Annotated in this window: 10 protein-coding genes; 2 read left to right on the forward strand and 8 right to left on the reverse strand. The window is 39.8% G+C overall.

Going from position 1 to position 11887, the window contains the following annotated elements; genetic code table 11:
- Positions 1–9: 9 nt before the first annotated feature.
- Genes CH361_RS08335 through rlmN form a run of 3 tightly spaced genes read right to left on the reverse strand, consistent with a single transcriptional unit; the run spans position 10 to position 3042 of the window.
- On the reverse strand, positions 10–1716 hold the full coding sequence (locus tag CH361_RS08335) for an ArnT family glycosyltransferase (RefSeq protein WP_100790525.1): 1707 nt from the start codon (positions 1714–1716) through the stop codon (positions 10–12).
- Positions 1713–1997 (reverse strand): Cys-rich protein, encoded by a 285-nt coding sequence (locus CH361_RS08340; RefSeq protein WP_100790353.1) that lies wholly within the window; start codon positions 1995–1997, stop codon positions 1713–1715. Before CH361_RS08340 ends, CH361_RS08335 begins: the two co-directional genes overlap by 4 nt.
- Entirely contained in the window at positions 1984–3042 is a 1059-nt protein-coding gene (gene rlmN, locus CH361_RS08345) for a 23S rRNA (adenine(2503)-C(2))-methyltransferase RlmN (RefSeq protein ID WP_100790524.1), read from the reverse strand. Before rlmN ends, CH361_RS08340 begins: the two co-directional genes overlap by 14 nt.
- Positions 3043–3256: 214 nt before the next feature.
- Here rlmN and CH361_RS08350 point away from each other — a divergent pair, with 214 nt between their 5' ends.
- On the forward strand, positions 3257–4576 hold the full coding sequence (locus CH361_RS08350) for a sterol desaturase family protein (protein WP_100790354.1): 1320 nt from the start codon (positions 3257–3259) through the stop codon (positions 4574–4576).
- Here the strand turns inward: CH361_RS08350 and CH361_RS08355 are convergent.
- Together CH361_RS08355 and CH361_RS08360 are read right to left on the reverse strand one after the other, a co-directional pair.
- The gene (locus CH361_RS08355) at positions 4560–6551 is read right to left on the reverse strand and encodes an LTA synthase family protein (RefSeq protein WP_100790355.1); all 1992 of its coding nucleotides are present in this window, start codon (positions 6549–6551) and stop codon (positions 4560–4562) included. The genes CH361_RS08350 and CH361_RS08355 overlap by 17 nt on opposite strands.
- A 69-nt stretch (positions 6552–6620) precedes the next feature.
- A complete protein-coding gene (locus CH361_RS08360; RefSeq protein WP_100790356.1) occupies positions 6621–7856 on the reverse strand; it encodes a PQQ-dependent sugar dehydrogenase in 1236 nt (411 codons plus the stop codon).
- A gap of 72 nt (positions 7857–7928) precedes the next feature.
- Here CH361_RS08360 and CH361_RS08365 point away from each other — a divergent pair, with 72 nt between their 5' ends.
- Positions 7929–8231, forward strand: coding sequence for a transmembrane 220 family protein (locus CH361_RS08365; RefSeq protein WP_100790357.1), 303 nt, complete (start codon positions 7929–7931; stop codon positions 8229–8231).
- 65 nt (positions 8232–8296) lie between these two features.
- On the opposite strand, the gene sufB is transcribed toward CH361_RS08365, so the two are convergent.
- Genes sufB through CH361_RS08380 form a run of 3 tightly spaced genes read right to left on the reverse strand, consistent with a single transcriptional unit; the run spans position 8297 to position 11863 of the window.
- Positions 8297–9691: a Fe-S cluster assembly protein SufB gene (sufB, locus tag CH361_RS08370; protein WP_100790358.1), complete on the reverse strand. Its 1395-nt coding sequence runs from the start codon at positions 9689–9691 to the stop codon at positions 8297–8299.
- A gap of 34 nt (positions 9692–9725) precedes the next feature.
- The gene (locus tag CH361_RS08375; RefSeq protein WP_100790359.1) at positions 9726–10319 is read right to left on the reverse strand and encodes a peroxiredoxin; all 594 of its coding nucleotides are present in this window, start codon (positions 10317–10319) and stop codon (positions 9726–9728) included.
- 35 nt (positions 10320–10354) lie between these two features.
- Entirely contained in the window at positions 10355–11863 is a 1509-nt protein-coding gene (locus CH361_RS08380; RefSeq protein ID WP_100790360.1) for an ATP-binding cassette domain-containing protein, read from the reverse strand.
- Positions 11864–11887: the final 24 nt, after the last annotated feature.

Below are 11887 nucleotides of genomic sequence, written 5' to 3' on the forward strand. Positions count from 1 at the left end.
TTAGCCTAGTTATACTTTCGAATTTTTAGAAGATTTCCCCTGAATTTTTTTTAGCCAAACCAAAGAAATTTTCTTTGTGACAAGGCTCCTAGTCTCTTTTTTCAAGAAACCGACTGTAGGTGTGGCCACTTTAAAGGATTCCCTCTCGAGAACCGGCTCAATTTGGTATCCTGGTCCCGCCATTTCCTGCAATTGGGTTAGTTTTTCGGATGGTAGGATGAGGAGCCTTTCTGGTTTTTCGGACCAAAGTCTGTCCAATTTATCCTTATCGTATACATTTCGAAAATTTCGTTCGGCATAAAATCCATAAGAACGTTTGGAATTGGACATCCAAAATGTATATACAACTGGTTCGTTTGGTTCCAGTTCTTTGATTTTGACTCCAAATTCTTTGGATGGTTGGTAACTTGTGAGAAGTGGATAAAACTCTAAACTAATGGCGCTGAAAAACAAAGTGGCACCCACAAGAGTGACAAGAATTTCAAGAGGGATGAGCTGCGCCGACAACATGATAAATAGAATTCCTATGACACCAAATACATAATAAAGGATACCGACTTCAGCCACAAATATAGGGATGAGAAAGTATCCAACCAAATACACAAGACCTGCGATGAGAAAAGAAGGACGAAGTCTTTCCACATTGGAACGGAACAAACTTTCCTCCATGATTTTCCCAAAGTATAGAGCAGCTCCAGGTAAAATCCAATAAGTATATTGTGGGAGTGGGTAACGAGAAAATGAAATTAAGAATAGAAAAAGAAATACCCAGAATGGAATGACAAAGTCGATTTCTTTGTATTCGTTTGCACGAATCTTTCTCAGGATTTCTTTCCAACCAAATGATTTTACATATTGGTAAAAACGGTAAGAAATGTATACGATGAGGGGCAGTAACCCACTAAAAAATGCCCAAGAAAAGGATTTATAAAAGTAAAATGGATCAAAGTTGATATCATACATATCTCGGTAAAACCGGCCGAAAGATTGGATCCATATAAAAAAAACAGGTCCGTATGAATTAAAACTTTGATAAAGAAAATAACACCAGAAAGCAGGAAGGGACACTAGGACAAAAATTCCAGTAGGAATTCGCATCGACAAAAGTAACTTCCAATCTCTACGAAATAAAATATCCCCGCCAATGGAGATCGCAGGAATAAAAACAGAAATTGGTCCTTTGGTGATAAAACCCATAGACATCATCAGATACATTAGATAGAAGTAGTTTGGATTTTTTTTCCTTCCTAAATAATAGAAATGATATGTAAAAACTAAGTAAGCTGTTAGATACACATCAATCTTCGGGTCTACCACCATAGCATAAACCCCTGGAGCTAGTAGGTAAGCAAAAGATGCTAAGTATCCTTGTCTTTCTTTTCCACCAGTTAAGATGGTGATTCGGTAAATGGAAAAAACGGAAAGTAAAGTAATTAGAATCGCAGGGATACGAAACGCTATATTATTAATTCCGAATAAAGAAAAAGAAGTGGCTATAGTCCAAAACGTAAGAATCGGTTTGTCCAGGTATCTTCTTCCATTATCAATGAGTGTAAAAAAATCATTGGATAATACAAGTTCGCGACCAATTCCAGCATACTGCGCGCTATCAATATCAATCACATCCAAAGGAAGAGTGAACAAAATGGGAATTGACGCAATAAGTAATAGAATTCTGTAAAAAATTCTTTCGGATGGGGTAAGGGATTCTTTCATTCCAAAGTACCAATTTGTCTTAAGCATTGTCCAAATCCTTTGCAGGAATTGGGTTCTTGGTCATAACACTGTAAGATGTCGCTATTATGAGTGGTACATCCGTCCATACACTGGATTCGACCAGTACGTTTGACATCTGGAGCTAAGGTAAGTTTTAATTCTTCCTCAGTACAGGAAACAAATACCTCACATGCTGCTTGGCATTTTTTTTCCACTATATCTTGGCAGTTTGCAAATGCGAATGTCAACGCAAGAGCTAAGATCCATTTACCGTGTTTCACTTCGAATTCCTTTTAGTGCTAACATTCCACAAGCGCCATTGATGTCCCGACCGGGACTTCTGCGATTGAGAATGGGAGCTGTTGTTTTTGCTTTGAGATGCATGACAAATTCTTTTACTTCGTCATCAGTGGGTCTTCGCCAACCCGTAAAATCTGTATTGAGCGGGATCACATTGATTTTGCATTTGTTCACTGAGCGGGCGATTTTTGCGAGCCGTTCTGCATTGTCACGACCCATATTGACATCAGGGATCATTACATATTCAAAAGTTATGGCGCGATCCAGTTCCTTAGTAAATCGTTTCGCGGAGTCGATCAGTTTCTCTAACGGATGTTTGTCGTTCACATCCATCACAGAAGATCGGGCATTGGGGTTGGGATGATTTAGAGAAATAGCAAAGTTAAATGGTTCTTTGTTTTCGATAAAACGATTGATCCCGGTTGTCACACCGGCCGTCGAAATGGTAATCCGAAGAGCACCAAGCCCAAACCCATCTTGGTCTCGGAGGATATGAGCAGCCTTCATCACGGAAAAATAATTGTGCATCGGCTCCCCCATTCCCATAAACACAATATTAGTAGCCCGGTCGCCTACGAGGCGCTCCACCTGCAAAATTTGGTCGAGGATTTGCCAAGTGTGAAGGTTCCCTTTGTATTCCAAAAGTCCAGTCGCACAAAACTTACAGTTGAGGGTACATCCAATTTGAGAGGAGATACAAATGGTTTTACGACCGCCGTCTCCAGAAGGAATCCAAACGGCTTCGATTTCCTTATTTTCTCCCACATAGAAAGTAAACTTTCTAGTTCCGTCTTCTTTGGAAGCTAGGTCCCTACCGATTTCGATTTCAGGGTATAAAGTATGTTGTTTTAATTTTTCGCGGACTTCTTTGGAAAGTGTGGTGAACTGGTCTAAGTTCGTATAACGACTCTTATAGATTCCGGTATAAATTTGTGCCGCTCGGTATTTTTCCAGACCCAAGGAAACACATAATTCTTCTAGTTCTTTTTTGGTTTTCCCTTTGAGAACCGGTATTTCCTCTTTCATTTGTTTGGACTTTCCACCTTTAGCCAATCTTTTCGGTGCCCCCTCTCGGGACAAGGATTTCCAGGGCTTCTTTAAGTGATAACCGAGATCCTCAATGGGAACAAGCCTAAAATTGAATCCGAAAACCAAACTGACAGAAATTACTGTATCTAAATGGACATTGACTTACACACTGTGATTCAAAAGCCTAGTATCTAGTGAGGAAAATATACGAATGAATAGCGACGCCTTTATGGAATATGCCTTTATCGTCATGGTCGCACTGATAGGAATCGAGATCTTTGTTTCCTATATCAAGGGAAAACAATACTACCGATTGAACGTTCTCATTGCTGATGTGAGTACTGGTGTCATTTTTGCGCTCATTGGAGTGGTGATTCTACTCGGAGCTTTGTATGTTTATGACAAAATAGAAACAAACTTTTCGCTTTCAGCACTTGGTTTCCATTTCTTTCCATTAGAAAGTCCATTTCGATTTTCACCAAGTTTTTCTGTGAACTGGCCTGCCCTCGGAGCTTGGACCTTTGCTGTTGTCTTTGCAGATTTTATCTATTACTGGTTCCACAGACATTGCCATGAAATCAACTTGTTTTGGGCAACACATGTCACTCACCACTCCACACAAGAAATGAACTTATCAGTAGCATTTCGCGGGAATGGGTTACAAAGAATATTTGAATATATTTACTTTTTCTCAATGGCTCTACTCGGAATTCCTTGGGAAATGTTTTTACTAGCCCACCGAATTCTCAAAGTTTACCAATTCGTAGTGCACACTCGTTTTGTTGGGAAGTTAGGATTTTTAGAACATTTTATGGTGACTCCTTCGAACCATAGAGTCCACCATGGAATCCAAAAAAAATACATCGACCGTAACCACGGTGGAATCTTTATCATTTGGGATAGAATGTTTAAATCCTTTGAATGGGAGACCGAAGAACCTATCTATGGACTTACAAAACCCGTAAACTCATTCAACCCAATTACCGTCAACTTACATGTGTTTAAAGATATGTTCTTACAAGTTTTGGAATGTAAATCCCTTGGTGACGTTTTTAAAACCATCTTTGGACCTCCCGGTTGGAAACCTAATTACCTCATCACTCCAGCGGACGAAGCCCCAGAACCTACTAAGGTAGTGAAATACGATCCCAAACCACCCATGGGAGTTATGGTTTATGTGGCACTACAAGCGGCGGTTCTTATGGGAGTGGGTCTTGTGATTTGGAAGGTAGCAAAAATCAATTTAGAACAAGATATGACAACACTTGGGATTTTATCTGTTGTGATCGTTTTTAGTTTATTCTCCATTGATCGAACTATGGAAATGAAACGATGGTCAAGAAGGACTGAAGTGGTAAGGAATGTGCTATTTATCATTGCCTTTGTTTCTGCTCTTCTTTATTCCAATATACCTAATATTGAAATCTTTGCCATCCCACTCACCAGTCTCTCGTTTGTATCCTTGGCTTGGATCATTCTCAAACGAAAGACTTTCTTTGATCTCAGTAATATATCTAATACTTGGTATTAGATATTTCTTTCAAAGCGGACTCCGAAGGGAACAATTTGTTCGACTTCAGGAGTTCGTCTCCCAGGTTTAGATAGGCCTTGGTTTTATCCCCATGTTTTTTACATAGGTTGATATCCTGATAGCAGAGACCAATGTCAACAAACGGTGGTTTTATGGTTTTAGTTTCTCCCTGTCCACCAGATACCGATTGATAGTATAAAAAGTCATCTTCGATCCACCCAAAGATATTTCCGTAAGCAAAATAGGCAGACGAACCTTTTACTTTTCGTAAGTCTCGCCCCATCACACTAAAGTAAACTTCTCGTTCCATAAACCCAAGGATAGTTGGAATCAAATCCAATTGTGAAGTAATATCCTCTCTGAGCTCTGGTTTGATTTTTCCGGGAGCGTAAATGAGAAGCGGAACATTTCTATCCTCGTAATAATTCAGGAACCGATGGTGGCTATGGTCGGAAACAAAAAAGAAAATTGTATCCTTAAAATAAGGAGCTTTTTTGGCTTTTTCCATATATTCATTCAATGCAAAATCCGCATAATGGAGGACATTTAAGTATTCGCTATCTTCTGTTTCTTTTCCAAACAAACGATACTTTTCATCAGGCACTTTGTATGGGTAATGAGTGGTTCCGGTATGAATGACCGATACAATGGGTTTTTCTGATTTTACAAGAAGAAGTTTCTGGTGCATAGCATCGAGCGAGGCTTCATCTAAATAACTCCAAGGACCCGTTTTGTATTCGGGATTTTTTTCTAACTCATTTTTACCCAGAAGTGTATCAAATCCCCAGTGGTACATGATACTTCCTTTATTATTAAAACTAAGATCGGTTCCTGTTACAAATAAAGTTTCATACCCAATCGTTTTGGCAATATTCCCTAACCCAGAAAACCGGTTTAAAATTTGTGGTGTGCGAACAGCAGTTAAACCTGGCCTGTCAGGAATTCCACCCATGAGAGCCATAAGCCCATTGGTAGTCCTTCCCCCACTCGCAAAGAAGTTTTTAAAAAACATCCCTTGGCGAATCAGTTGGTTGAAGTAAGGTGTGACCACTTTCCCTTCTACTTTTCCCGTACCAATGATATCAATGAACTTACCTGTCCAACCTTCAAGAACAATGACTACGATATGAGGCAAAGGTTTAGAAGTAGATACCGTTGTTTTACGAAGGAGAGGGTATTCCTCACTGACAAAGTTTGCTCCTGGATAAGCCACCTCTTCTCTTACAAGTGCGCTCGCCTCGCTTAACTTCATAAAGTGGCGGTCATCCACCTTTGTCATCTTCAGATCGGTAATCACAGTAAAACCTGGGTTGAGCACCAAATCATTGATGATGGTTTCTTTTGTAATGATGGCATCACTGGTTCGAAGAGGACTTGTTTGGATTCCCCCACGAATTCCCAGAACCAGAAGGGCAAGTACCACTAGGAATTGAAGGGCGGCCCATTTGTAATGTAAATTCAAATGCGAATAAGGAAACTTGGATTGGATTTTATAAATTCCAAAACCAATCCCCAAAATAGCAAGAAGCCCTACCAAAAACAAAAGAGGATTCTGAGAAAAAGCAGAACCCACAAGTGGTAACATTTCAAATCCAAGGTAAGCGAAGGCTTCATAACCTAAGTGTTTGTTTCCATTTTCATAATAGATTAGATCTGCAATGAGTAGGAAAAGCAAAAGGATGATGAAGACAACGGGCAGTGTTCGCCAAACCGTTCGGTAAACTCGATTTCTGTTTAGGAAATGTAAACTGGAATAGAGCAAACTAAAACCAAGTAACACACATAATACGGAAATATCAAATCTGGCACCTTTTACGAATGCCTTTAAAATGATCCAAACAGATTTGTCTTGAATTCTGTAAGAATACATTGTCAAAAAAGCGACTCTATAAATCGTCAGAAAGACAATCCCAAGTCCAGCAAGGAGTAAGTGAAACCGAATGTAAAACGGCAATCTAGAAAATAGTTTTTTCATAAATTAGAAATGAAGCAAATTCCATAAAGTAAAAGAGTGATCCATCAGAACATTGAACTGGTTCAATGATTACGGTTTTACCATTTTATAAATGGTTCCCGATTGGTAATCAGCGATAAAGATTTCCCCATCATTGTCCTTACCAAAGGTCGGAATGAGTAAGTTCCACTTTCCAAGTGCAATCGTTTCCGTAACCCTTGTGTTATCCCCTGGTTTAGGAACAGGAATTGCCCAGATTTTGCCTTGGATAAAATCGCCAAATACATACATTCCCTTTAAGGCAGGAATTTCTGATCCAGTATACACATATCCACCAGTGATGGATTGGCCTTCGTCACGACCGTATTCATAGAATGGAGGTTCATAAAGGGCAGGATTACAACCATCGGTAAAACAATGGAATCCTTCTACTTGGTTCCATCCATAGTTTTTACCAGAAAGGATGATATCGACTTCTTCATAAGCATCTTGGCCCACATCAGCAACAATCAAACGCCCGTCAGGCGAAAAACTCATTCGCCAAGGATTACGAATTCCATAAGCAAAGGTTTCTGGAGCATAACCGGCCTTTCCTACAAACGGATTGTCCGATGGGATCGAATATTGTTTTTTTGAGACGGGATCTGCCTTAGGACTGATTCTTAAAATAGATCCAAGAAGAGTATTTGGATTTTGGCCGTTGTTTTTTGGATCGGCTCTCCATCCACCATCCCCAAGTCCTATGTATAAATGTCCATCCAACCCAAAGGCCAATTGACCCCCGTTATGATTAGGATAAGGTTGCTCGACTTGTAACAAAACTCGTTCGTTTACAAGTTTCATTGTATCGAAGTTGTTTGGATTTTCTACCACCCATTCGGAAACAATGGTAATGTCTTTGTTGTTGATCGCTTTAACGTAATTAGTATATAACTTTGGTTCTTTGGAAAATTGGGGGTGAAAGGCAAGGCCGAGAAGACCTTCCTCGCTGTCAGTAATGACTGGAAAATTGGCAAGGACACGACTTGTCTTTTTTTCTCGATGAAAGAGGATCATATTCCCTGTTTTTTCTAGAGCGAATAAAAAGGGAGTGTCACCCGGTGGAAACTGGATGTCTGTTGGCTCCTTCACTTTCACAACTTCTTGCAAAGAGATAGCCACCTGTTTGCGATTTGCATCGACACCAATAAAAAGTGGTTTGGACCCGAGGACTTGGCCATCGGTTTCATACTTTTTATTGTAATTTTTCATAACACTGCGAATCAAATCATCGCAAGAAAGTGTCATGGAGAGAAAGGAAAACAAAACAAAGATTTGGATTTTCATAATACTTAGGGTTCCCCACATAAGATAATTGGCTTGGATTTGTATCCGCAATCAAAAAACTGATACGAATCTATGAAACTCTTTCGAATTCTTTGTATCCCGCTCTTCCTTTACTTTGCCTATTTGCAATTGAATGACCCGGACCCCTACCTTTGGTTCCCGATTTATGCAGCCGTTGCCGTCATTGCCTTCGCCGGTTTGTTTCGCAAAGTTCCCAATTTTGTAGGACAGATCCTCATTCCCGTTTATTTGGTTTTAGCAGTGTATTACGCCACCCAAACTCCCTATTGGGGAATGGAAGTAGAAGAAGTAAGAGAATGTTTGGGGCTTCTCATTGCAAGTGGCGCACTGGTTCTATTGGTATTTAAAAAATAATAGATTTCATTTCTGTTTCTCCATTTTGGTTTGGGAAACAGAAACGAAAGGGGATTTGGCGAAATTTATGTTTCGGCAATCACTTTGCCGTCTTCCAAAATCATTTTGATGAGTTTTGTCATTTCCACAGAATATTCCACATCCAAATGTTTGGTCACACCTTCACAAAATCCATTGATGATGAGAAGTTTGGCGTCATCTTCATTCATCCCGCGAGATTGGAGATAAAACAACTGGTCATCATCAATTTTAGAAACAGTGGCTTCGTAGTTCAGAGTTCCCTCTTCCCCAGAAACATCGTTATAAGGATAAGCATGGGACTGAGAACGGTTGTCCATCATCAGTCCATCACATTTGATATGACTATAAGATCCTTTGCTAGATGGGTCAAACTTCACAAGACCACGGTAAGAGTTAATTCCTCCATCAAGAGCCACACCTTTTGCTAAGATATTGGATCTTGTATTTTTTCCTACATGGATGATCCGAGCCCCCGTGTCTTGCACTTGTCCACTTCCCGCAAATGCTAAGGAAAGAACATCTCCCGTAGAATGATCCCCTTTTAAGATGATCCCTGGGTATTTGATGGTATTGGCACCAATATTACAATCAGTCCAAGTGATATGAGCCGCTTCTTCGCAGATCCCACGTTTCACGGTCCAGTTGTACATATTCTTTTTCCAGTTTTGGATGGTGGTATAAAATATTTTCGAATTCTTTTTGGCAACAAGCTCCACAACCGCAGTGTGAAAGTTGGTTCCTTTGTCTTGGACAGATGTACAACCTTCGCTGTATTCTAAATGCGCTCCCTCATCGGCAATGAGGAGTGTTCGTTCATATTGTCCGGAACTAGCAGCCGTTACTTTAAAATAAGCCTGAAGAGGCATAGGAGTTTTGACTCCTTTAGGAATGTAAGCGAACGAACCACCACTAAACACTGCTGAGTTCAGTGCAGAAAATTTATTATCACCAATGGTAACAACAGTTCCCAAATACTCACGAACGAGTTCCGGATATTCTCTAATAGCAGTATCGATATCACAGAAAATGATTCCAAGGTCTGTGAGTTCTTTTTTGACATTGGCATAAATGGTTTCGGAATCGTTCATGGTTTCGATTCCGGCTAAGTACTTCCTTTCGTGTTCCGGAATTCCTAATTTTTCAAAACTACGTAAGATTTCTGGATCCACTTCGTCCCAAGATTTTTTCTTCTTTTGGTTGGAACCTACGTAATGCACATAGTCATCGATATTGATATGAAATTGCGGGATGAACCCCCAAGTCGGCATAGGTTTCTGTTCATAAACTTCGAAAGCCTTCAAACGAAATTCAGCGAGCCAACTTGGTTCGTTTTTAATATGGGAGATTGATTCAACAACTTTACGAGTGAGTCCCTTTGGAAAATTATCAGGTTTGTAAAATTCTAAAGGTGCCTTATCTAAACTGGCTGTTGATTCCATTGTTTCTCCCTTCTCTACTTCTAGAGTTTTCTAATTAATTGACAGAAGCGAAGTAAGCTTTGGATCCAGTAGGATCAGCTTTCATCGTTTTCTTTCCTTCGTCCCAATTCGCAGGGCAAACTTCACCGTGTTTTTCCACAAATTGGAAAGCTTTGATGAGTCGAAGTGCTTCTTCAATGTTACGTCCTACAGGAAGGTCGTTAACAGTTGCTTGGCGAATGATACCCGCAGGATCAATGATAAAAGTTCCGCGAAGCGCAACTCCAGCATCTGGACCAGACTCAATGAGAACTCCAAAAGATTTTGCGATTTCTTTTGTCTTGTCAGCGATGAGTGGGTATTTGATCTCTCCAATACCACCTTCTTTTCGGGCTGTTTTTTTCCAAGCTAAGTGCGAAAATTCGCTATCAACCGAAACTCCCAAAACCTCGGCTCCGATCTTTTTAAAGTCTTCGAGTTTTGCATCGTATTCAATAATTTCTGTCGGACAAACAAAAGTAAAATCGAGCGGATAGAAAAATAGTACCACCCACTTTCCTTTGTAATCTGACAATTTGATTTCTTTAAAGCTGTCCCCGATCACTGCAGTTGCTTTAAAATCTGGGGCATGCGATGTCACTTGTGGCATAAAGTCACTCCTTAGAATTATTCTAAGTACAGTATTTAGATTCTGTCTAGATGTTTTTGGGTGAGCGACAAGTTTTCCAAAGACCATTCTTCGGTGGCTACGGATTCTACAAAACGACGATCATGACTCACCACCACGAGAGCCGCGTTTAGTGATTCCAAGGAACCCTCCAGTGCCTCCAAAGATTTTATATCCAAATGATTGGTAGGTTCGTCTAAGAGGAGGATTTCTGGATTTGCATCCAGATGGAGAGAAAGAAATATCTTTTTGATTTCTCCCGGACTAAACCGTTCCGACTCAAACACACGTTTGGGATCACTTCCTAGTTTATGAACTCCCGATAAAATTTTTGCTTTTTCTTCGGAAGACCGACTCTGAAATTCCCATTGTAAATTTTGAATTTCTTCTTCGGTAAATTCTTGAGGTAAATACAAATAAGGAATTTGTTTTTGTTTCAAATCTTCTACCAAAAACCTTAAGAGAGTTGATTTACCCGATCCATTTTTTCCCGTAATTGCAATTTTAGAACCAGGTTGGATGTTCATGGGAGTCTCCAAACGTAAACTCATAAATCCAAAATCTAAGTTTTGATCCTCACAGAAAAACAACTGTTTCCTTTTGGATGTTTCTGATTTCCAAACAATTCCTAAATTTTCTTTTTCGGGAAGTTTTGTAAAAATTTCTTTTTCCCTTCGTTCAGAATGTTCCATTCTTTTATCTAACTGTTGTTTGAGTCTTCCGGCTTGGCCATCCTTTCCTGTCACTCTTGCTAAGTTTTTTTTATGACGGCCATCATGGTCATGAAGATCGAGTCCTTTCTTGGATCTATGTTTATGAGAAAGGCTCGCCTCTTCTCTCCTCCGTTTCAGTTCGGCATCTAGTTTTTTTCTTTCATGACGCGCCATTTCCCAATCATGAATTCTTTCGCGAGCCTCCCTTTCCATCTCCCTTTTCCCTTCTGTATAATTTCCCGGGCGTTCGAGATAAAAGTTCTTCTCTAGGAAAACGCAGTGTGTCACAAGATCATCTAACAAAGATCTGTCGTGACTGATTAGAATTCCAATTCCCTGAAACTGGGAAAGGGCCGTACGAATGATTTGGATGCTTTCTGAGTCTAAATGATTGGTTGGTTCATCCAAAATCAAAACTTCTGGATTTTCAGAAAGGGCCAGTGCCAAAATCAGTCTTCTTTTTTCTCCAAAACTTAAAAGATCATAATCCTTTGGTGATTCTAAAAATACATTTAGTAAGTTTTTATACCGACCAGATTCTTTGGAATGATCGTATAAAAATTCTTCCAAAATTTCTTTCTCTATATAGGTATCTTGGGAAACATAACGAACAGAAGCATTCCCTTGGATGGTTCCAAGGTCTGGATCCAATTCACCGGCGATGAGTTTCGCTAAACTTGATTTTCCAGTTCCATTTTTACCAACAATTCCTGTCCAACCGGGACCAAAGTGCAGGTTTAAATCTTGAAATAAAAATTCTGATTGAGACTCGTAACGATAACTTAAATTTTGAACGGTTATATGACGGGACATGCGACTAACTCCTGTTTTCCAAAT

Origin of the sequence: Leptospira brenneri (genome assembly GCF_002812125.1) — a bacterium.
In the GTDB taxonomy this organism is placed as follows: Bacteria; Spirochaetota; Leptospiria; order Leptospirales; family Leptospiraceae; genus Leptospira_A; species Leptospira_A brenneri.

What these genes read in the sequence shown, in the direction of transcription:
- CH361_RS08360 (WP_100790356.1), bottom strand. Translation starts at nt 7,856, where the DNA reads ATGAAAATCCAAATCTTTGTTTTGTTTTCCTTTCTCTCCATGACACTT.
- CH361_RS08365 (WP_100790357.1), top strand. Translation starts at nt 7,929, where the DNA reads ATGAAACTCTTTCGAATTCTTTGTATCCCGCTCTTCCTTTACTTTGCC.
- CH361_RS08350 (WP_100790354.1), top strand. Translation starts at nt 3,257, where the DNA reads ATGAATAGCGACGCCTTTATGGAATATGCCTTTATCGTCATGGTCGCA.
- CH361_RS08380 (WP_100790360.1), bottom strand. Translation starts at nt 11,863, where the DNA reads ATGTCCCGTCATATAACCGTTCAAAATTTAAGTTATCGTTACGAGTCT.
- sufB (WP_100790358.1), bottom strand. Translation starts at nt 9,691, where the DNA reads ATGGAATCAACAGCCAGTTTAGATAAGGCACCTTTAGAATTTTACAAA.
- rlmN (WP_100790524.1), bottom strand. Translation starts at nt 3,042, where the DNA reads ATGAAAGAGGAAATACCGGTTCTCAAAGGGAAAACCAAAAAAGAACTA.
- CH361_RS08355 (WP_100790355.1), bottom strand. Translation starts at nt 6,551, where the DNA reads ATGAAAAAACTATTTTCTAGATTGCCGTTTTACATTCGGTTTCACTTA.
- CH361_RS08335 (WP_100790525.1), bottom strand. Translation starts at nt 1,716, where the DNA reads ATGAAAGAATCCCTTACCCCATCCGAAAGAATTTTTTACAGAATTCTA.
- CH361_RS08375 (WP_100790359.1), bottom strand. Translation starts at nt 10,319, where the DNA reads ATGCCACAAGTGACATCGCATGCCCCAGATTTTAAAGCAACTGCAGTG.